Here is a 20,326-nt window from a genome sequence, read left to right as displayed (position 1 = left end):
CGACCTGGCGGGCGGCGGTCGCGAAAGCGGTCGCCGCCCGTTCGCTCATCCGAACGGGGACACCACCATGAAGACTCCTCTCGCCCTCGGGCGCTCTCTCCTTCTCTCGACGGCGCTGATGACGTCTGCGGCGGCGCTCGCCCAGACTCCCGCCGCACCCGCCACGCCACCCGCCGCCGCCGAACCCGAGGAAGAGCAGGTCGAAGTCTCGACCCTCGGCGCCTCCGCGCCCTCGACCCGCGATATCGTCGTGACCGGCCGCCGGCAGCAGAATGTGATCCGCGCGACCCCGCAGGTCGTCTCGGTCCTCTCCTCGGCCGATATCGCCCGCACCGGCGATGGCGACATCGCGGGCGCACTCCAGCGCGTCACCGGCCTGTCGGTGGTCGGCAACGGCTTCGTCTATGTCCGCGGCCTCGGCGACCGCTATTCGCTGGCGCTGCTCAACGGCTCGCCGCTGCCGAGCCCCGAACCGCTCAAGCGCGTTGTCCCGCTCGACCTGTTCCCCACCAGCATCCTCGCCTCCTCGCTCGTCCAGAAGAGCTATTCGGCCAATTATCCGGGCGAGTTCGGCGGCGGCGTGATCAACCTGACTACCAAGGCGATCCCCAGCGAGCCCTTCCTGTCGATCGGTGGCTCGATCAGCGGGGACAGCGAGACGACCGGCAAGCTGGGCTATACCTATTATGGCTCGGACTATGACTGGTTCGGTTTCGATAACGGCACCCGCGACATTCCGCGCGGACTGAAGGCCGCGGTCAAGAATTCGAGCACCACGCCTATCGTCCAGGGAGCGACCTACAGCGCCGCCGACCTGCAGGATTTCGCGGCAAGCCTGAACAATGCGGATACGTCGCTGCTCCAGCGCAACCGCAACATTCCCGCCAATTTCTCGGCCGACATCACCGCCGGCACCTCGATGGACACCGACAGCGGCCGGGTCGGCGTGCTTGCCGCGCTCGGCTTCAGCAACAGCTGGAAAACCCGCGACGTGCTGCAGCAGTCGTCGATCGATCCGGGCCTCGCCGGCATCCCGAACAGCCAGTTCCAGACCGTCATCACCGACAACCACGTCACGGTGAACGGCCTGCTCGGCCTCGGCGCCGAGGTGAACGACCACAAGTTCCGCTGGACCAACCTGTTCATCCGCGACACCGTCAAGCAGGGCCGCTTGTCGTCGGGCTACAATCGCAGCGTGTCCGATCCCGTCGCCGGCCAGCCGGATTCGCTGATCAAGCAGAACACCTACTGGTTCGAGCGCCAGCTGATCGACACCCAGGGCGTCGCCGAGCTGCGCTTCGGGCCGCTCAGCATCGACCTGCGCGCCACCTATGCCAATTCGCAGCGCGAGAGCCCCTATGAGCGTGGGTTCAGCTATTTCTACAGCGCGCAGGCGGGCGACTATATCAACAACCTCGCCTCGGGCGGCCAGTCGGCCGATATCGCGTTCAGCGATCTGAACGAGGATATCTATGCCGCCAGCGGCGACATTGCCTACAAGCTGGATGGCGCCCTGACCGGCACGATCAGCGGCGGCGTCGCCTACAGCAAGACCAAGCGCCAGTCGGAACGCTACCAGTTCCAGTATTTCCGTCCGGCCGGCGCGCTGGACCTTGCGGTCGCGCAGGAGCGTCCGGACTTCCTGGTCTCCGACTATAATATCTACACCTACAACATCCAGCTGCGCGACGTTTCGGGCGCCGAGGGCTCGCGCGCCTACAGCGCCGGCCTGGAGATCAAGGCAGCCTATGGCCAGGCCGAGATCGAACTGGCCCAGGGCCTGCGGCTGCAGGGCGGCCTCCGCTACGAGGATGCCGAGCAGTTCGTCACCCCGGACGCGGGCGCGGGCACCCAGCTGTCGAAGAGCTACCTGCTACCGGCCGCCACGCTGACCTATAATATCCAAGACGACATGCAGGTCCGCCTGGCCGGATCGAAGACCGTCGCCCGCCCGCAGTTCCGCGAGCTTGCGCGCCAGATCTACCAGGATTTCGACAGCGACCGCCAGTTCACCGGCAACCCCTTCCTGCGCGATTCGACGCTGTATAACGGCGAGGCGCGCTTCGAATGGTATTTCGACCGCAACCAGCGCCTGTCGGTCGCCGGCTTCTACAAGAAGCTCAACAACCCGATCGAGGCCGCGGCCTTCTTTGCGGGTGGCGGCGTGCTGCGCACCGGCTTCGCCAACGCGCCCGAAGCGCAGCTCTACGGCGCCGAGATCGAGGTCGAGAAGCATGTCCCGCTCGATACGCTGGGCGGGTCCTTCTTCGAGACCAAGCGGCTGGTGCTGATCGGCAACTACACCTTCACCAAGTCGAAGTTGAAGGTCGACAATTCGATCGTGATCGGCCCGGACCTGTCCCCGGTCGCCGCCAACGCGCTGTTCCGCGACGGCGCGCCGCTGACCGGCCAGTCCGATCATATCGGCAATATCCAGCTCAGCTTCGAGGATACCGAGCGGCTCTCGCAGCTCACCGTCCTGTTCAACTATGCGAGCGAGCGCGTCACCAACCGCGGCCCGATCCAGGGCACGCTCAGCCAGCCCGACATCCAGGAGAAGCCGGGCATCCGCCTCGACCTCGTCGGCCGCCAGGGCTTCAAGATCCTGAACACCGACATGGAACTGAAGATCGAGGCCCGCAACCTGACGGGCACCGGCTACAAGGAGTTCCAGAAGGCCGGCGCGAACATCGTCTATCTCAACCGCTACGATGTCGGCCGCAGCTTCTCGCTGGGGCTCACCGCCAACTTCTGATCCTCTCGACCGGATCAGGGAAGGGGCGCGGGGCGGAAGCTCCGCGCCCTTTCTCGTTTACGTCATGCTGAACGCGGTTCAGCATCCACTCATCAACGGGAGCGCCGGAGCGGGTAAGGAGTGGACCCTGAAACGAGTTCAGGGTGACGCGGAATATGCCGACCGCCGCGAGGCCGATCCGCGGCCCATCCAGTTCACGGCAGCCTCGGCGCCTGCACCGGCGCCGAGGCGCCCACCCAGCGGCCGACCACCACAGCCTGCTTGCCGCCGCCATCGGGTGTGTCCTTGCGGGCGATCAGGCTGGTGAGCTGCTGGCTGGTGTCGCCGATCCGCACCCGGCTGCGTACCCAGAACAGATTCGAGGTCAGCCCCGCCCCCTGCGGCATCGAGACGTTCAGCGTCGCCAGATCGGCGGCCGTGACAAAGCCCTGCCGCTCGCGGGTGGCGACGATGCGGCGCGCGGCCATCGCATCGCCGGTCAGCACAGCCAGCATGTCCTCGCTCGCGGCGTTGAGATTGATCCTGCTGTCATAGGGCAGCGCCGTGACGAGGCCGGACAACCGCGCGAGCTGACCCGGCGGCAGGCCGAGCGCGCCGAGCGGTCTCAGGTCGCTGACCGGCCCCGCCGCGCGGATCGCGGCGGTCGCCTTGGCCGCCTGCTCCTCGCTCATCCCGACCGCGCCGGCGATGCGGCCGAGGATGCCGGCGGCGACCGGATCGGGCTGCATCAGCGCGTTGATGTTGAAGCGGTCCTGCGCATCGGCGATGGCGAGGTCGAAGCTGCCGCCCTCGATCGGGGCGCCGCTTTCCGACAGCGCCCCCCACGGCTCTGCGCGGCTGTCGCTGTCGGGCGCCACAACCGCGTCGCGGCGCAGCGCGACCACCGCCGACACCTCGCCGCCCCGCGCGATCGCCATGGCGCGCGCCGCCTCGCGCATCCGCGACGCGCGTTCGAGCGCCGAATCCTCCGATGTGATCATCAGCAGCAGGACGCCGCTCGCGATCGCCACGAACAGCAGGACATTGACGAGGATCATCCCCTCGTCGTCTCGCCCTCCCTCGCTCATGGATGCGCCGGCAGCGGCACGACCCGCCGCAGCGATCCCGTTACCGTCCCGCCCGGAGCCAGCACGATGTCGGCGGCGACGGCGGCGGGCCATTGCTGCGCCAGTTCCGGGGCGGGGGGCCAGCGGTCGATCCAGCCCAGGCCGGGCCGGTAATAGCTCCAGCGGACCGATCCCACGCCCTGCAGCACGCGCTGCGCCCCTTGCGGCAGTCCGGGCCCGCTGATGCTGCGCAGCAATGTCCCGGCGCCGAGCTGGTAGCCGACCCGCACCGGCACGCCGCCCTCGGCGGCGAGCGGGCGGCTGAAGCTCAGCCCGGCACCGTCGCCCTGAAGCTCGCCGCCGCCGACCTGCGACAGATCATTGTCGACGACATACATCGCGCGCTGCACATCGGCGAGGCGCTCCAGCCGGCCGTCGGTGCGGCGCTGGATGCCCAGCAGCCCGTCGACCAGCGCGAGCCCCGCCATCGCGATCAGCCCGAACAGGGCAAGCGAGATGATCAGCTCGATCAGGGTGAAGCCGGCTTCCTCCGCCTCCAGCGTCACAACGACCCGCTCTTGCCCGCCAGCATATAGCCGTCCTGCCCGGCGACCAGCACCGCCAGCTCGCGCTGGGCGCTGCCGTCGGCGGCGAAGCGGATCGGGCCGGTGACGATCGGGAAGGGCCGGGCGAGCAGCGCGTTGCGATCGACCACACCCCCCGCCCGCAGCATTTCGACGATCGTCATCGCATCATAGGCCAACGCGGCGATCAGGCCGGGCGCGCTGATCGTGCCGCCCTGATAGCGGCCTGCGAAGTCGGACAGCGCGTCGGGGTTCGGCCCCGACAGCCATGCACCCGCCATGTCCTGCGGCGGAAGGTCGAGCGCCTGTTGCGTGCCGAGCAGCTGGAGGCCGCTGCCCGCCGTCGCCCGCGCCACGGCGCGCAGCGCATCGCCGCCCTCGGCGACGAGCAGCGCATCGGGCTGCACGCCGCGCAGCAAAGCCGGCAGGCTCGCCGCCACCGTGCCCGCCGGCAGGACGATCACGTCGAGCCCGGCCGCGCCGCGCAGCCGCTCCGCCGCCGCCACGCCCTGCGCCGCCCAGCGCGACGAGCCACCGAGCACCGCCACCCGCTTCACCCCACGCCCGCGCGCATAGCGGAGGATCGCGGTGACGCTCTGCCCGGCGGTGATGCCGAGCAGAAAGGCGCCGTTCCCGGCCAGCGCCTCGTCATTGCTGAAGCTCAGCACCGGCACCGCGCCTGCGGCCCGCGCCGCCGCGCGGCTCTCCTCGGCGAACAGCGGGCCGACGATGATCCGGGCGGCGCCCTTCAGCGCCTGGGTGACCGCCGCGCCGGCCCCCGCCGCCGTGCCGCCGGTATCGAGCAGGATGGTATCCTCGGCCTTGGCACCCGGCGTTAGCGCGAGCATCGCCGCGCGCTGCATGCTAAGGCCGACCGTGGCCGAAGCGCCAGACATGGGCAGGAGCAGCGCCGCGCGCGGCCGCTTCGCCTTCCTCGCCGGGGCCGCCCCGATCGGAGACCAGAGTGACGATGCCGACCCCAGCAGCAGCGCCGATGGCAGCAGACCCAGAACGCGACGCCTATCTCGATTCATCGGATGCTCCCGAACGCCGCCGCTTCAACCGCCGCACGCTGATCTTCACCGGCATGGGCGTAGCCATATATCTGCTGAGCCTGCTGGCGACGATTCCCGCGCAGCTGGTTTCGCCCCTTCCAGACGCGACCGGCACGATCTGGCACGGATCGGCGCCGCTCGATGCCGCGAACCGGATCGAATGGCGCTGGGCCCCTCTGCGCAGCATCGCGCGCTTCGGCTTCGCGGCGGACGTGACCGCCGAAGGGCCCGAAACCTCGCTCGCCGGCCGGGCATTGCTGCGGCCGGGCCGGGTGCTGCTCGACAATGTCAGCGGCACCGCCAACGGGGCGCTGCTCGGCGCGCTGATCAGGCCCAGCTTCGCCTGCACCCTGCGGATGCAGATCGATCTCGAGCGGCTGTCGATCGGCGGCGACGACCAGGGCGCGGAGGGCAGGCTGCGCAGCGATCCGGGCAGCTGCCAGGCGTTCGGCGGGCAGCCGCCGGTCGGCGTGCCCGCTATGGCGCTCGACATCCGTCAGACGCCGGGCCTCGCGGTCATCAACCTTGCCGCGCTCGGCCAGCCGCGCACCCCCTTCGTGGTCGGCGGGCTGGACAAGGACGGCAAACTCCAGCTGATCGTCACCGCCGAGGGCGCAGCGGCCCTGCCCTTCGCCTCCACCCCGGGCGGGATGAAGATCGAGACCGAGCTCTGACCTGAAGATCCTCCCTATCCGCAGGATGGGGAGGGGGACCGCCGCAGGCGGTGGAGGGGGCGACAGCGAAGCTGGCGCTGCGCGCCAGACCCCTCCACCATCCTCCGGATGGTCCCCCTCCCCACGCTTCGCGCAGGGAGGATCTTGGACGGCCACCCCCATCACATCCCCACGATATTGTTGAGGTTGATGATCGGCAGCAGGATCGCCAGCACCATCAGCAGCACCAGCCCGCCCATCAGCAGCAGCACGAGCGGCTCCACCAGTGCGACCAGCATGGCCGCCATCGCCTCCAGCTCGCGTTCCAGCTCGGCGGCGGCGCGGGCAAGGGCCGGACCGAGCTGGCCGCCATTCTCGCCGCTCGCGACGATCGCCACCAGCATCGACGGGAAGATGCCCGATTCGCCCATCGCCGCCTGCAGGCTGGCACCCTCACGCACCCGCGCGGCGACGCCCAGCGCCGCCTCGCGGAAATGGACGTTGGGGGTGACGGCCGCCGCCGCATTGAGCGCCTCGACCAGCGGCACCGAGCTTTGCACCAGCGTCGCCAGGCTCGCCGCGAAGCGCGCCGCATTATATTGGCGGCTGAACCGAGCGAACGGCCATGTCCGCGCGAAACCGCGATCGAAGCGCAGCCGGTTGGCCGGCACCCGCAGCCAGCGCCCGAACAGCAGGATGGCCGCCAGAAGCGCAATCATCATCGCCAATCCGTAGCTCTGCAGCCCGGTGGAGATCGCGATCAGCGCGCGGGTGAGGAAGGGCAGCTCGGCCCCGCGCGAGATGAACACCCGGACGATGTCGGGCACGACATAGACCATCAGCAGCGCCATCATCCCGAAGGAAACCAGCGCCAGCAGCGCCGGATAGAGCAGGGCGAGCTGGATTTTCTGCTGGTTGCGCTGCCGGTTCTCGACGAAGTCGGCGAGATGCTCGAGCACCTGGGGCAGCCGCCCCGCCTGTTCGCCCGCCGCGACCGAGGCGGTGTAGAACTCCGGGAAGGTCCCCGGATGGAGCTTCAGCGCGGCGGCAAAGCTGTAGCCGTCGAGGATCGCCCCGCGCACATCGAGCAGGAGCGAGCGCAGCGTAGCGCTCTCGGCCTGGTCGGCGACCAGCTTCAGCGCATGTTCGACATTGACCTCGCTGGTCACGAGCGTCGCGATCTGCCGCGTCACCGTCGACAGCGCCCGCGCCCCGATCCGCTTGCGGAACCGCGCCACCAGTCCCGGCGCGGCGCCCCCGGCGGTTGCCGCCTCCACCGAGGTCGGCAACAGCTCGCGGTCGCGCAGCAGCTGGCGCGCTGCGGCGGGGCTCGATGCCTCGATCACCCCCGCCTTGGAGGAACCGCGCGCATCGACGGCGCGATACGCAAAAGCCGGCATCAGCCTTCGTCCTGCACGACCCGCGCCACCTCTTCAACCGTCGTCAGCCCGGCCTTGAGCTTGGCGACGCCGTCCTCCAGCAGGCTCGGCCCCAGCTTGCGCGCGGCGGCGGTGAGCTGCGCCTCGGAAGCGCCGTCGTGGATCAGGCGGCGCAGCTCGTCATCGGCCGCCACCACCTCATAAAGCCCGAGCCGTCCCGAATAGCCCTCGCCATGGCAATGCTCGCAGCCCTGCGCCCGCCAGACCTTCTTGCCGGGCTTCAGCGCCTTGCCGAGCAGGATCGAATCGGCCTCGGTCGAACGGTCCTGCCAGCGGCAATGTTCGCACAGCCGGCGCACCAGCCGCTGGGCGATCAGGCCGACCACCATCGGCGCCAGCAGATAGCGCTCCACCCCCATGTCGATCAGCCGGGTGACCGATCCGATCGCGCTGTTGGTGTGCAAGGTCGACAGCACGAAATGCCCCGTCATCGACGATCGCACCGCAACCTCGGCGGTCTCCTGGTCGCGGATCTCGCCGACCATGATCACGTCGGGATCCTGGCGCAGGATCGCGCGCAGGCCGCGCGCAAAGGTCATGCCGGTCTTGGCGTTGACCTGGGTCTGGCCGATCCCCGCCAGCTCATATTCGATCGGGTCCTCGACCGTCATGATGTTGCGCTTGCGGTCGTTCAGGTGGGTCAGCGCGGTGTAGAGGGTGGTCGTCTTGCCCGATCCGGTCGGACCGGTGACGAGCAGAATCCCGTGCGGCCTGTCGAGCAGCTTGCCGAAGGTCTCCCGGTCCTGCTCGGACATGCCGAGCGCGGCCAGATCGAGCCCCGACGAACCGCGATCGAGCAGGCGCATCACCACCCGCTCGCCATGCTGGGTCGGTATGGTCGAGACGCGGACGTCGATGTCGTAGCCGCCGACCCGGAGCGTCACGCGCCCGTCCTGCGGTATCCGCTTTTCGGCGATGTCGAGCCGCGCCATCACCTTGATGCGGCTGACCAGCAGCGGCGCCAGCGCGCGCTTCGGCTCGACGATGTCGCGCAGCACGCCATCGACCCGGAAGCGGACGATCAGCCTTTTCTCCTGCGTCTCGACGTGGATGTCGGAGGCGCCGTCCTTCACCGCCTGCAGCAGCAGCGCGTTGATCAGCTTGATCACCGGGCTGTCGTCCCGGCTGTCGAGCAGATCGTCGACCGCCGCCGCGCTGTCGGCCAAGGTGGCGAGATCGTCGGTCTCGCTCAGGTCCATGCCGCCCGCCGCACTGTCGCGATATTGCGCGGCGATGGCGCCGTCGAACGCCTCGTCCGCCACGCTCTCGAAGGCGAGCAGCGGGCCGAAACGGCGCTGCATCTCCAGCAGCGCATGCGGGTCCGCCCCCGCGCGGTGGAGGCAGCGCTCGCCGTCCTGGACCAGCACGCCATGGCGGCGCGCGAAGCTGTAGGGAAGCGCGGTCATGGCCGCACCACCAGCGATGCCGAGACGAAGCCGCTGGTCGGCCGGCGCTCGATCCGCAGGGCGGTGACGCGCAGCCGGCTGCCCTGCTCGACCGCCGCGATCCAGCGCAGCAGCGAATCATAGGGCGCGTCGGCGACAGTCACGCTCAGGTCGGAGCCATCGCCATTGACCACCGGAACGATCCCGAAGGTGGCGGCGGTGGTCGACAATATCTGCGCCGGCGGGCCGCCCTGCACCGTCACGGGCTGCGATCCGATCGTCCCGGCGCTGCGCAGCCGCGCGGTCAGCGCTTCATAGGTGCGGATATCGGCGAGCGCCTCGGCACGGGCGCGCTGGATCGGCAGGACGATCAGGCTGATCAGCAGCCACAGCGCGATCAGCGCACCCATCACCGCGAGGAGAATCTGCTCGCGCCGGCTGCGCGCCTGCCACCAGCCGACCAGCTTCTGCCGCGCCGGCTCGGCGGTGGGGAAGAGGGTGGCGAAGTCGAGGGTCATGCGGCCCCTCCCGTCACGATCAGGCTGTCGCCTTCGAATCGCCCGTTCAGCCCCGCCTGGCGGAGCGCGTCGACGATGCCGCGTGCCGCACCCGGATCGGCCGAATCGCAATCGAAGCGCAGGCTCCGCCCCGCCTCGTCGAACCGCATCGCCCGCACCGTCACCGCGCCGCCGAACGGCGCCAGCGCGGCGGACGCACGGGTCAGCAGCGGCAGCAGCGCGCCGGGCGGCGCGGTGCCGCCTGCCGGCAATATCTCGGCGGCGACGGCGGCGGCCTCATGCGGATCGCTGCCGGTGAAGCGGCCGGGCGCCGAAGCGTTGAGCTGGGCGGTCAGCTCGGCGCCGCGCTTGGCCGCGATCGAGCGCAGGGCGAAGGTGTCGGCGGTGGCGATCGCGCCATGGGCCAGCAATCCACCAGCCGCGACCAGCGCCACCCGCCGCGCGGTGCGCGATAGCCCCTGGCGCGGGCGGGCGAAGATGCCCTGTCGCAGGTCCAGCGCGATCGGAATGGCCGCATCGCCGAAGCCTGCCTCGTCGCATTCGGGCCTGCCCGCTGCGGCCCAGATCGACAGGAACAGCGGCTCCATCGCCGCGAAGCCGGTGCCGTCTGGCAGCCGCGCCAATATGCGCGCGCCGATCCGGTGGACGCTCCAGCACCCCGGCTCGGGCAGCGGCAGCGCCAGCGCATCCGGCATGATCGTGGCGTCGCCGAGCCCGGCGGCCTCGGCCTCCGCGACCCAGCCCGCCATCAGCGCGGGATCGACCACCCCGGCCAGCCATTCTCCGCCCGGCCCCTGCGCGCCCAGCGCGAGATGGACCTGATCGGCACGGGCCGCGATCCGGTCTTCGATCGCGAAGGGCAGCGCGGCGATCCGCTTGGCCCGCGACGGCAGGGGAAGTGCCGCCCCCAGCACCAACACCTGTTCGGCGGGAACCAGCAGCAGATCGCGGGCGGCACTGGCCGCAATGGCGTGCGGCACGCCACCGTCCAGCATCCACACGCCCCCGGCCGCGCGGTCGGCGAGCGCATTTTTTATCCGCGCGAAAGCGGGCGCTATGCTAGGCGACTGTAACATGAGTTTCATCGATGTATCTCATAGCGCGCCCATGATCATAGTTTCGCAACACTTTCATGACGAGCCCGAACATCGCGGGCAGCGCGCGATTTCGGATCGCGAGGCCGGCCTCACCCTGATCGAGATGCTGGTGGTGCTGGTCATCATCGGCGTGATCGCCGGGATGATCGTGATGAACGTCGCCAACCGGCCCGATGAGGCACGGGTGACGACCGCCAAGACCGACATGCGCACCATCTCCGCCGCGCTGAAGATGTACCGGCTCGACAATGGCGATTATCCGACGACAGAGCAGGGCCTGGCCGCGCTGTCCGCCAAGCCGACAACCGCGCCCGAGCCGCGCAACTGGTCGCCCGAGGGCTATCTGGAACGGGCGCCGGTCGATCCGTGGCAGCGGCCCTATGTCTATCGTTACCCCGGCGCGGGCGGCGGCTTCGACCTGATGAGTCTCGGCAAGGACGGCAAGCCCGGTGGCGAGGGACTCGACGCCGATCTGGATGCTAAAGCGCCCTGATGGAATCGCGTGGGGGCGAATCGGGCATGACCCTGGTCGAGATGCTGGCGGTGCTCGCCATCATCGGCGTCGCCGCCGGCGCGACCGCGCTCGGCATCGGTGCCGCCACCCGCGCGCCCAGCGTCGAATCGGAGGCGCGGCGCCTCTCGTCCCGGCTCCAGTCGGTGGCCGACGAGGCGATGGTGTCGGATCGCCCGGTCGCCTTCACCTGGGATGCGAAGAGCTATGCCTTCCTCGACGGCGACGGCGCGGCGTGGCGCGAGGGCAGCGATGACGGCCATGCCCGCCACCGCCTGCCCGCCGGCATCCGCCTCGACATGGGCCGCCGCACCCCGCCGCTGCTGCTCGGCGTCGACGGCAGCGGGGTCCCCGCCGCGATCGGGCTGAAGGCCGGGGATGATCGCTGGCTTGTGGTCTATGACGGGCTGTCCGCCACCCCCGTCGCGGCGCCCGCCGCATGATCGCGCGGGCGGGGCAGGAGGGGTTCTCCCTGATCGAGGCGCTGGTGGCGCTGCTGGTGCTTGCCATCGCCGCCGCGGGGCTGGTGCGCGCGGCGGAAGCGCATGTCGATTCGATCCGTGGCCTCGAACGCCGCGCCGCCGCGCAGCTCGTCGCGCAGAACCGGCTGGCCGAGCTGGCGCTGCCCGGCGCGCGCGCCGGTCCCTCGGTCGTGGAGATGCTGGGCCAGCGCTGGAACGTCGTGGTTAGCGAAAGTGCCACCGACGATCCCGACCTCGCCAAGGTGCAGGTCGCCGTGTCGGACGTCGGCGGCAGGGCACCGCTCGTCACGCTCGACGGCTTCCGCGACAAGGGCACGACGACGCGATGACCCCGCGCCAGGCCTCCCGCGCCGCCGACATCTTCACCGGGCTGGTGATCGCCTCGGTCGCCGTCGCCCTTGCCGGGCTGACCTGGCGGCTGGTCGGAGCGCGCCCCGCCGCCGCCCCGCCCCCGGCAGCCGGCCCGGCGACGCCGCCGGCCCCCGCCGCCGACATCGCGCCCGCACTGGCGCTGGCCCCTTTCGGCCGGCCCGATGCCGGCTCGGCCCAGCCGACCGCCCTCGCCCTTGTCCTGCGCGGCGTGATCCTCGCCGATCCGCGATCGGCCTCCTCCGCACTGATCGCCCCGGCCGGCGGCCAGCCGGTTGCCTATGCGATCGGGCAGGCGGTGCCCGGCGGCGCCACGATCGAGGAGATCGCGCTCGATCGCGTGCTGCTGCGGGTCAACGGTCGGCTCGAACGGCTCGATCTGCCGCGCGTATCGGCAGGGGGGGCGCCGCCCGCAGCCGCGCCCCCCCCCGCCTCGCCCGTTATCACCGGCGTTCCCGCGACCGGCCCATCCGACGGATCGGGCACGCAGCCGATGCAGGCCATTGCCCCGCCGCCGGCCGCCACCGCCGGAGCCGGCCCGCTCGATCTGCTCCAGAAGCTCGGCGCGGCACCCGCCGCCGGTGCCTACCGGATCGGCGCCGAGCCTTCGCCGGAAGCGCGCCGGGCGGGGCTCCAGCCCGGCGACGTCATCGAGCGCATCAACGGCCTGCCCGCCACCGCCGTCGCCAGCGACCGCCAGCTCATCGCCCAGGCGATGGCCGGCCCGGCGCAGGTCGATGTGCTGCGCGGCGGCAAGCGCATCTCCTTCTCTTTCGCTCTCCGTTGAGGATCAGCACCGTGTATCTCCCCGCCCGAACCGCCCTCTCCGCCCTGGTGGCCGCCTCGCTGGTGGCGACGCCGGTTCTGGCCCAGGGCGCGGCCCAGCCCGCCGACGTGGTCGTCAACATGCGCGCGGTGGAGATATCCGACGTCGCCGAGCAAATCTCCCGGATCACCGGCCGCACCCTGATCCTCGACCCGGCGGTGAAGGGAACCGTCAACGTCACCTCCGCCGAGCCCCTGTCGGTCGATGGGGTGTGGGACCTGTTCCAGTCAGTGCTCAGGGTCCATGGCTTCGCCGCCGTCCGCTCGGGCCGCGCCTGGCGTATCATCCCGCAGGCCACCGCGATCCGCGATGCCGGGGTCGGCGGGCGCCTGTCGGGGCAAGACGTCACCACCCGGATGATCCGGCTCCAGAATGTATCGGGCGAGCAGGCGGTGCGCGTCTTCCGCCCGCTGGTCGCGCAGTTCGGCAGCATCGAGGCGATGTCGAGCCCGAACGCGATCATCGTCACCGACTATGCCGAGAATGTCCGCCGCATCGAATCGCTCGCCCGCGCGCTCGATTATGGGGGGGGCGGCCGATTCGACAGCATCACCCTGCGCTACGCCAACGCCAAGGATGTGGCGGCCGCGATCCAGGGCGTGTTCGGCGATGGCACCCAGACGGGCGGCCCCCGCGTCGTCGCCGATGAGCGCAGCAACATCGTCCTCGTCCGGGGCGAGCCCAACATGGTTTCCGAGGCCCGCCGCCTTGCCAGCACCATCGACAAGCCGGGCGCTGGGGTGCCGGTCACGCGGATGATCCGGCTCAACAATGGCGATTCCGAAGCGGTGACGGATGTGCTGCGCGGCGTGCTGGGCGAGCAGGGCGCGGTGACCAACCCGGTCGCCCGCGCCGTGGCCGGCGGCCGCGCCCGGATCACCCGGCAGGAATCGAACGCGCGGATGGCGGCATCGTCGATGTCGCTGGGCTCAACTCCCTCGACCCTGGGCGGGGGGGCCGAGGCGCCCGCAGCCGCGGCCGGCGATGGAGACGGCGCCGCGAAGGGTTTCTCGACTCCCGAGCTGACCGTCCAGCCGGCCCCCGAACTCAACGCCATCGTGCTGCGCGGCACCCCCGCCGCGATCGCCGAGGTCGAGCCACTGATCGCCCAGCTCGATGTCCGTCGCCCGCAGGTGCTGATCGAGGCGGCGATCGTCGAGATCAGCGGCGACGAGGCCGAGCAGCTCTCGGTCCAGCTCGGGCTGGGCGCGGCGGCGCTCAACCGGGGCGACGGCGCCGCCACCTCCTTCACCACCGGCCCGGGCGTGTCGCTCTCCACCATCCTGGGCGCGATCGGCGCGCCGGCGGCTGTGGCGGTGGCGCCCAATGGCGGATCGGCCAATATCGGCTTGGGCGACAATTTCAGCGTGCTGGTCCAGGCATTGGGCCAGTCGACCCGCGCCAACCTGCTGTCGACGCCGAGCCTCACCACGCTCGACAATGAGCCGGCCGAGATCGTGGTCGGCCAGAACGTCCCCTTCCGCACAGGCAGCTTCGCCACCGACGGCAACTCGCTCAACCCCTTCACCACGATCGAGCGCCAGGACGTCGGCCTGACCCTGAAGGTCGTGCCGCGCATCCACCAGGGCAATGTCGTGCGGCTGGAGGTGGCGCAGGAGGTGTCGGCGCTCGTCCCCGCCGTGATCGGCGCGGCCGACCTCATCACCAACCGGCGCAGCATCCAGACGACCGTGCTCGCCGATGACGGCCAGACGATCGTGCTCGGCGGCCTGATCGCCGACGACCGGACGCTGACCAAGAGCCAGGTTCCGATCCTGGGCGATGTCCCGGTGCTGGGCGAACTGTTCAAGAGCCGCAGGGAAGCGCAGGTGAAGCGCACCCTGTTCGTCTTCCTGAAGCCGACCATATTGCGCGATCAGGCCGCGACCCGCGCCGTCACCGAAGCCAAATATGCGCGCACCCGCTATGACGAGGCGATGCTGGGCAAACATGCCCCGCTGCTCCTCGAACCGCCCCGCGCCCGCCTGCCGGTGGAGATTTCCGGGGTTTATTGAGCCACCCCGCAGCGTCGCCCCGGCGGAGGCCGGGGCCGTCACCGGTTCCTGCCGCCACGCCGGAGATGAACATCGCTACGGCCCCGGCCTCCGCCGGGGCGACGCACTATAGCCCCTCTTCTGCCTGCTCCTCGTCGGGCGCCTCGGCTTCGGGCGCCGGCAGGAAGGAGCGCACCCGCCGCCCGCCGCGCGTGAACAGCGCGGCATCGGGCGACAGGCTCTCAAGCGTCCAGCCTTCATGGGCCTGACCCGGCGACAGCACCCGGGTGGTCCCGTCGGCGGCGCGCACCATCGCGACAGCCTTGTCGGGCAGGCGGCCGGCGATGCCGATCAGCTGCGGCGCGCCCTCCACCTCCGGAAGCCGCGCCGGATCGATCGGCGGCAGGAACAGCGAACGCGCGGCGATGTTGGCCGGCGGCACCGCCGAGGGGACCACCGTCGCGCCGGGGCGGACCACATCAGGATAGGTGGGCCGCGTCGACCAGACCAGCATGGCGGGAACCGCCACCGCGAACAGGGCTGCCACGGCCGTCCATGGCGAAAGCGCCCGCATCAACGCGGCTCCCCATAGCCGACGGCGCGCGCATCGAGGCGGATCGCGGTCTCGCCACGCCCGGTGCGCGCCAGCCGCCAGCGGCTGAAGCGGACCGCCGGCCGGCCGGTTTCGATCGCCCGCGCGAAAGCCAGCACATCACTTTCCGGCCCCGACACGCTGAGGTCGACAGCAAGCTCGGCGGGCGCGTCGACCGAGGGCCCAACAGCGGCGATCCGTTCCACCAGCAGGCGCCGGGCCAGCGCCGCCCCGCGCAGCTTCGCCGCCAGCGCCGAAGCATCGCCTGTCTGGGCAAGGCCATCCGGCAACAGGGCGCGCGGCGCGGCGCCACCGGCCCGCGCACGCGCGGCGGTCACAGCAAGATCGCCGCGCGCGGAACCCAGCGCTTCGAGGCCGGTCCATGCCAGCAGCACGGCCACCGCCAATCCGACCGCCAGGGCGGGCTTCGCCCAGCGCCGATCGAGCAGCGCGATCACCGGATCGCCCCCTTCAGCGTGACCTGCAGCGTCGCTTCATCGGTTCGCGTCTGGCCGACCTCATCGAGCCCGGCGAACAGGGGATCGGCGGCCAGCGCGCCGCGTAGCGCATCGGGATCGGGAGTCTCGACCTCGATGACGAGGGCACCGCCCTCATCGAGCGAGACCGCGGCCAACCCCGTATCCGGTGGCAGCAGGCGCGCCAGCCGCACCACGACCGCCGATACCGGCGGAGACGTCATCACCGCCATGACATGGCGGCGGCTACCCTCGACCAGCGCCACCCGCTCATAGCGGGCCAACGCCGGCGCCTCGCGCTGTGCCAGCCGATGTGCCTGCCAGCGGGTCAGTGCGGTCAGCCCCCAGGCGCCCAGCGCGGTGCTCACCGGGATGGTCGCCAGGATCAGTCCCGCCGCGATCAGGCCCTGTTGCGGCACTCGTAAGCGCGGGATGTTCCATCGCGGCAGGCGCCAGCCGGGCAGGGCCGGCTTCTTCTCGCGCAGCGCATCGAGCAGGCTCGGCCCGATCGCCTCGACGCTCACCGGCTCCAGCCCCTTCGCGGCCAGCTGCGCGCGGGCGGCGGCCTCATCCTCGGCCCGGACGACGCGAATCTCCGAAGCACCGCTGCGGCGGAGCATCACGCAGCGATATCGCGTCATCGGCGCCCCCGACATGGCTTGCGCCCCCGCCCCCGGTCAGCCTTCGCCGTCGAGCGCGGCGGCGAGCTCGTCGAGCCAGAGCTTCGCATTGCCGTCCGACGGCGCGCGCCAGTCGCCGCGCGGGGACAGCGCGCCGCCGCCCGACACCTTGGGCCCGTTGGGAATCGCCGACCGCTTGAACTGGCTGATCGTGAAGAAGCGGAACAGGAAACTTTCAAGCCAGCGGCGGATCGTCGCCAGATCATAGCTGTTGCGCAGCGCCTCCGGGAAACCCGCCGGCCATAATCCGCCCTCGGCTTCCTTCCACGCATGCCAGGCCAGGAAGGCGGCCTTCGACGGCTTCAGCCCCAGCCGGGCGATATGGTGGAGGAAAAAGTCGTTGAGCTCATAGGGCCCGACCTTCGATTCAGTGCTCTGGATCGCGCCCGATGCATCGGCCGGAACCAGCTCGGGCGAAATCTCGGTGCCGAGAATCGCGGTCAGGATGCGGTCGGTCTCGGGATCGAACTGGTCGGTCGCGACGCACCAGCGGATCAGATACTGGATCAGCGTCTTGGGTACGCCGGCGTTGACGCCATAATGGCTCATCTGGTCGCCGACGCCATAGGTGCACCAGCCGAGCGCCAGTTCGCTGAGATCGCCGGTGCCGATCACGAAGCCGCCATGATGGTTGGCGAGGCGGAACAGATAATCGGTGCGCAACCCGGCCTGCACATTTTCGAAAGTGACATCGTAGACCGGCTCGCCCTTCGCGAAGGGGTGCCCCATATCGGCCAGCATCTGGGTCGCCGCCGGGCGGATATCGATTTCCTCGGCCGTGATGCCCAACGCGCGCATCAGCGCCCAGGCATTGGCCCTGGTCTCCTCGCCGGTCGCGAAGCCCGGCATGGTGTAGCCGCGGATGGTGGTGCGGGGCAGGCCCAGCCGGTCGCACGCCTTGGCAGCGACGATCAGCGCATGGGTCGAATCGAGACCGCCGGAAATGCCGATCACCATCGCCTTGCCGGCGGTCGACTGGAAGCGCTTCACCAACCCTTCGACCTGGATGTTGAAGCCTTCATAGCAGTCCGCGTCGAGCTCGCGGGGGTCGGCGGGGACGAAGGGAAAACGAGCGATCGAGCGGCGCAGCCCAACATCGCGCCCGTGCGGCCGGTGCGCGAAGCCGATGGTGCGGAAGCGCTTCTCGGGATGGCCGGCGGCGACGGCGCCATCGTTGAACGTCCCCATCCGCATCCGTTCGAGGCGGAGGCGCGACACGTCGACATCGGCGGCAATCAGTTCGGGGTCCATGCCGAACCGGCTCGACTCCGCGAGCATCGTGCCCATCTCGTGGATCATCGCCTGGCCATCCCAGGCCAGGTCGGTGGTGCTCTCCCCGGGGCCGCTCGCCGAATAGCAATAGGCGGCGATGGCGCGCATCGACTGCGACTGGGCGAGCAGCGCCCGGTCCCGCGCCTTGCCGATGATGATGTTCGAGGCGGAGAGGTTGCACAGGATCAGCGCCCCCGCCATCGCGCCCAGCGTCGAAGGCGGCAGCGGTGCCCAATAATCCTCACAGATTTCGACATGGAAACGAAAGTCGGCGAGGTCGTCGGCCGCGAAGATCAGGTCGGGCCCGAAGGGGACGCGCTGCCCGCACAGCAGAATGTCGAGCCCGCTCAGGCCATGGCCGGGCGCGAACCAGCGCTTCTCATAATATTCGCGATAATTGGGCAGGAAGCTCTTCGGCACCACGCCGAGGATGCGCCCGCGCGAGATCACCGCCGCGCTATTGTAGAGCCGCCCGTTGCGGCGGATCGGCGCACCGACCAGCAGCACCGGCGCGAGATCGGCGCTCGCCGCGACGATCCCCGCCAGCTCCGCCTCGACACGGTCGAGCAGCGCGTCCTGAAGGTGGAGATCGTCGATCGCATAGGAGGACAGCGCCAGTTCGGGCAGCACCAGCAGGTCGACGCCCTCGGCATCGGCCTGTCTCGCAAGATCGAGAATGCCCGCCACATTGGCCGCGACATCGCCCACCGTCGCCAGCGGCGTGCCGGCGCCGACACGCACGAAACCATGGGCGTGGATCGAACGGAAGGGGGTGGCACCGGGCATTTAGTCGCTCGCGATCAACTGTTTGAGCCGCTCCCATAGAGGAAGCGGGGACGAAGCGCCAATGGTGCGGCGGTTTCCCGGCGGCATCACGGCCGCCCGGCTGCCCGCAGTCTCGCCACCAGTTCCACCGGATCGGCCCCCTCGGCGCGCATCGATGCCAGGGTCGGCGATCCGGCGCGCTTGGCCAGCCGTTCGCCCTTCTCGTCGGCCAGCAGGGCGTGATGATGATAGCGCGGCACCGGCAGGGCGAGCAGCGCCTGGAGCAGGCGATGGACATGGGTGGCGGCGAACAGGTCCTCCCCGCGCACCACATCGGTCACGCCCTGCGCCGCATCATCGACGGTGACGGCAAGGTGATAGCTGGTCGGCGCGTCCTTGCGGGCGAGGACGACATCGCCGTGGGCATGCGGGGTGGCGGCGACTTCCCCGGCCCGTGCGTCATGCCAGCTGAGCGGACCCGCCAGCGCCGCCGCCTTGGCGACATCAAGCCGCCAGGCATGCGCCTCGCCCGCCGCGATGCGGACGGCGCGTTCCTCGTCGGGCAGGTCGCGGCAGATGCCGGGATAGAGCGGCCCGTCCGGCCCATGCGGCGCCGCGGCGCTGGCCGCGATCTCGGCGGCGATACGGGCGCGGGTGCAGAAGCAGGGATAGACCAGCCCTGCCGCCTTCAGCCGGCCGAGCGCGTCGGCATAGAGCGGCAGGCGCTGCGACTGGAACAGCGGCGGCTCATCCCAGCCGATGCCCAGCCACGCCAGATCCTCGATGATGCCGGCGACATGTTCGGGCCGGCAGCGGATCGGATCGATATCCTCGATCCGCAGCAGGAAGCGCCCACCCGCCGAACGCGCCAGATCGTGCGCGCAAAGCGCCGAAAAGCCGTGGCCTAGGTGCAATCGTCCCGTGGGACTCGGCGCGAATCGGGAAATTGGCATTTCGCTCACTGGGACTCTTGACGAAGAGTCAATGGGTATGGTGTCATGCCCATGTCACGCTTTCCCGCGAAAGGGTGGCCACGAGGGCGCGGCCGGTTCGGCCATAGGCGTTCCGGTGTGCGAACGGAAGGTCGGGCAAAGCCGGTGGGGCTCTCCATCACAGCGGAGGCCCTGGCGCGACCATGTATCATTCCGACCTCATGCGACATCCGGACAGTTGCCCGGCGCTCGTGCTCAACGCCGATTACACGCCGTTGAGCTATTACCCCTTATCGTTGTGGAACTGGCAAACCGCTATCAAGGCGGTTTTTTTGCAACGGGTCGACATCGTCTCCGAATATGACCGCGAGGTGCGAAGCCCGAATTTCGCGATGCGGCTGCCTTCGGTCATCGCGCTGCGGCAATATGTGAAGCAGTCGGACAGCCCCGCTTTCACGCGCTTCAACCTGTTCCTGCGCGATCGCTTCTCCTGCCAATATTGCGGCACGCTCAACGATCTGACCTTCGATCATGTCATCCCGCGCGCGCAGGGCGGGCGGACCACCTGGGAGAATGTCTCGACCGCCTGCGCGCCATGCAATCTCAGGAAGGGCGGCCGTACACCGAAGCAGGCCGGCATGCGCCTGTTCGAGGCGCCACGCCGCCCGACCAGCTGGGAGCTGCAGGAGAATGGCCGCAGCTTCCCGCCCCATTATCTCCACCAGAGCTGGCGCGACTGGCTCTATTGGGACGTCGAACTCGAAGCGTAGCCGTAACGACCTCTCCCAAATGCCCGTTGCCCCGGCACCGCGAGGGGACTAAGTAGAAATACGGTAAACGCGGTCTTGACCGATGAGTCCCGCCAGGACCGAGCGCGATCGCGGGGAGAGTGTGC

The 20,326-nt window shown here is 70.0% G+C and carries 20 protein-coding genes; 8 read left to right on the top strand and 12 right to left on the bottom strand.

The annotated features are described in order from the left end of the window. The first annotated feature begins 67 nt into the window (after positions 1 to 67). Positions 68 to 2,755 (top strand): TonB-dependent receptor domain-containing protein, encoded by a 2,688-nt coding sequence (locus tag CMV14_RS03235; protein WP_066968947.1) that lies wholly within the window; start codon positions 68 to 70, stop codon positions 2,753 to 2,755. A 194-nt stretch (positions 2,756 to 2,949) separates the two neighbouring features. On the opposite strand, the gene CMV14_RS03230 is transcribed toward CMV14_RS03235, so the two are convergent. The 3 genes from CMV14_RS03230 to CMV14_RS03220 are packed head-to-tail and all read right to left on the bottom strand — an operon-like array spanning position 2,950 to position 5,281. Beyond that, the gene (locus tag CMV14_RS03230) at positions 2,950 to 3,822 is read right to left on the bottom strand and encodes a type II secretion system minor pseudopilin (RefSeq protein ID WP_066968948.1); all 873 of its coding nucleotides are present in this window, start codon (positions 3,820 to 3,822) and stop codon (positions 2,950 to 2,952) included. Further along, entirely contained in the window at positions 3,819 to 4,367 is a 549-nt protein-coding gene (locus CMV14_RS03225) for a type II secretion system protein GspJ (RefSeq protein WP_066968950.1), read from the bottom strand. Before CMV14_RS03225 ends, CMV14_RS03230 begins: the two co-directional genes overlap by 4 nt. Further along, complete coding sequence (locus CMV14_RS03220) at positions 4,364 to 5,281, bottom strand: ABC transporter substrate-binding protein (RefSeq protein ID WP_238147175.1); 918 nt, start codon at positions 5,279 to 5,281, stop codon at positions 4,364 to 4,366. The genes CMV14_RS03225 and CMV14_RS03220 overlap by 4 nt, the downstream gene beginning before the upstream one ends. Positions 5,282 to 5,379: 98 nt before the next feature. Between CMV14_RS03220 and CMV14_RS03215 the strand changes: the two genes are divergently transcribed. After that, the gene (locus CMV14_RS03215; RefSeq protein ID WP_083216095.1) at positions 5,380 to 6,114 is read left to right on the top strand and encodes a type II secretion system protein N; all 735 of its coding nucleotides are present in this window, start codon (positions 5,380 to 5,382) and stop codon (positions 6,112 to 6,114) included. A gap of 161 nt (positions 6,115 to 6,275) precedes the next feature. Here the strand turns inward: CMV14_RS03215 and CMV14_RS03210 are convergent, their stop codons facing one another. The 4 genes from CMV14_RS03210 to gspL are packed head-to-tail and all read right to left on the bottom strand — an operon-like array spanning position 6,276 to position 10,520. Next, positions 6,276 to 7,493 (bottom strand): type II secretion system F family protein, encoded by a 1,218-nt coding sequence (locus CMV14_RS03210; protein WP_066968954.1) that lies wholly within the window; start codon positions 7,491 to 7,493, stop codon positions 6,276 to 6,278. Further along, positions 7,493 to 8,938, bottom strand: a complete 1,446-nt coding sequence (gene gspE, locus CMV14_RS03205) for a type II secretion system ATPase GspE (protein ID WP_066968956.1) — start codon at positions 8,936 to 8,938, stop codon at positions 7,493 to 7,495. Before gspE ends, CMV14_RS03210 begins: the two co-directional genes overlap by 1 nt. Next, positions 8,935 to 9,435, bottom strand: coding sequence for a type II secretion system protein M (locus tag CMV14_RS03200; protein ID WP_066968958.1), 501 nt, complete (start codon positions 9,433 to 9,435; stop codon positions 8,935 to 8,937). Before CMV14_RS03200 ends, gspE begins: the two co-directional genes overlap by 4 nt. Then, positions 9,432 to 10,520: a type II secretion system protein GspL gene (gene gspL, locus CMV14_RS03195; protein WP_083216096.1), complete on the bottom strand. Its 1,089-nt coding sequence runs from the start codon at positions 10,518 to 10,520 to the stop codon at positions 9,432 to 9,434. Before gspL ends, CMV14_RS03200 begins: the two co-directional genes overlap by 4 nt. A gap of 22 nt (positions 10,521 to 10,542) precedes the next feature. Between gspL and gspG the strand changes: the two genes are divergently transcribed. The 5 genes from gspG to gspD are packed head-to-tail and all read left to right on the top strand — an operon-like array spanning position 10,543 to position 14,735. Further along, a complete protein-coding gene (gene gspG, locus CMV14_RS03190; RefSeq protein WP_066968960.1) occupies positions 10,543 to 11,025 on the top strand; it encodes a type II secretion system major pseudopilin GspG in 483 nt (160 codons plus the stop codon). Further along, positions 11,025 to 11,486 (top strand): GspH/FimT family pseudopilin, encoded by a 462-nt coding sequence (locus CMV14_RS03185; protein ID WP_066968962.1) that lies wholly within the window; start codon positions 11,025 to 11,027, stop codon positions 11,484 to 11,486. The genes gspG and CMV14_RS03185 overlap by 1 nt, the downstream gene beginning before the upstream one ends. Then, positions 11,483 to 11,854, top strand: coding sequence for a type II secretion system minor pseudopilin GspI (gene gspI, locus CMV14_RS03180; RefSeq protein ID WP_066968964.1), 372 nt, complete (start codon positions 11,483 to 11,485; stop codon positions 11,852 to 11,854). The genes CMV14_RS03185 and gspI overlap by 4 nt, the downstream gene beginning before the upstream one ends. Next, positions 11,851 to 12,681 (top strand): type II secretion system protein N, encoded by an 831-nt coding sequence (locus CMV14_RS03175; RefSeq protein ID WP_096367662.1) that lies wholly within the window; start codon positions 11,851 to 11,853, stop codon positions 12,679 to 12,681. The genes gspI and CMV14_RS03175 overlap by 4 nt, the downstream gene beginning before the upstream one ends. Positions 12,682 to 12,692: 11 nt before the next feature. Further along, complete coding sequence (gene gspD / locus CMV14_RS03170) at positions 12,693 to 14,735, top strand: type II secretion system secretin GspD (RefSeq protein WP_066968059.1); 2,043 nt, start codon at positions 12,693 to 12,695, stop codon at positions 14,733 to 14,735. Between the two features lie 106 nt (positions 14,736 to 14,841). On the opposite strand, the gene CMV14_RS03165 is transcribed toward gspD, so the two are convergent. The 5 genes from CMV14_RS03165 to gluQRS all read right to left on the bottom strand — a co-directional run bounded on the left by CMV14_RS03165 (position 14,842) and on the right by gluQRS (position 19,452). After that, positions 14,842 to 15,288, bottom strand: coding sequence for a hypothetical protein (locus tag CMV14_RS03165; protein ID WP_066968041.1), 447 nt, complete (start codon positions 15,286 to 15,288; stop codon positions 14,842 to 14,844). Beyond that, positions 15,288 to 15,764 carry a hypothetical protein gene (locus CMV14_RS03160; RefSeq protein WP_066968036.1) on the bottom strand — a complete coding sequence of 159 codons (477 nt, stop codon included), beginning with the start codon at positions 15,762 to 15,764 and terminating at the stop codon, positions 15,288 to 15,290. The genes CMV14_RS03165 and CMV14_RS03160 overlap by 1 nt, the downstream gene beginning before the upstream one ends. Next, positions 15,761 to 16,423 carry a hypothetical protein gene (locus tag CMV14_RS03155; protein WP_066968033.1) on the bottom strand — a complete coding sequence of 221 codons (663 nt, stop codon included), beginning with the start codon at positions 16,421 to 16,423 and terminating at the stop codon, positions 15,761 to 15,763. Before CMV14_RS03155 ends, CMV14_RS03160 begins: the two co-directional genes overlap by 4 nt. Positions 16,424 to 16,459: 36 nt before the next feature. Further along, positions 16,460 to 18,520: an NAD(+) synthase gene (locus CMV14_RS03150; protein WP_066968030.1), complete on the bottom strand. Its 2,061-nt coding sequence runs from the start codon at positions 18,518 to 18,520 to the stop codon at positions 16,460 to 16,462. 86 nt (positions 18,521 to 18,606) lie between these two features. Continuing rightward, positions 18,607 to 19,452 carry a tRNA glutamyl-Q(34) synthetase GluQRS gene (gene gluQRS, locus CMV14_RS03145; protein WP_066968028.1) on the bottom strand — a complete coding sequence of 282 codons (846 nt, stop codon included), beginning with the start codon at positions 19,450 to 19,452 and terminating at the stop codon, positions 18,607 to 18,609. Between the two features lie 182 nt (positions 19,453 to 19,634). Here gluQRS and CMV14_RS03140 point away from each other — a divergent pair, with 182 nt between their 5' ends. Then, positions 19,635 to 20,201, top strand: coding sequence for an HNH endonuclease (locus CMV14_RS03140; protein WP_066968026.1), 567 nt, complete (start codon positions 19,635 to 19,637; stop codon positions 20,199 to 20,201). Positions 20,202 to 20,326: the final 125 nt, after the last annotated feature.

This window comes from Rhizorhabdus dicambivorans, assembly GCF_002355275.1.
Lineage (GTDB): Bacteria > Pseudomonadota > Alphaproteobacteria > Sphingomonadales > Sphingomonadaceae > Rhizorhabdus > Rhizorhabdus dicambivorans.
The sequence above is the reverse complement of the archived record's forward strand: the minus strand, read 5'-3'. Positions and strand labels throughout refer to the sequence as shown.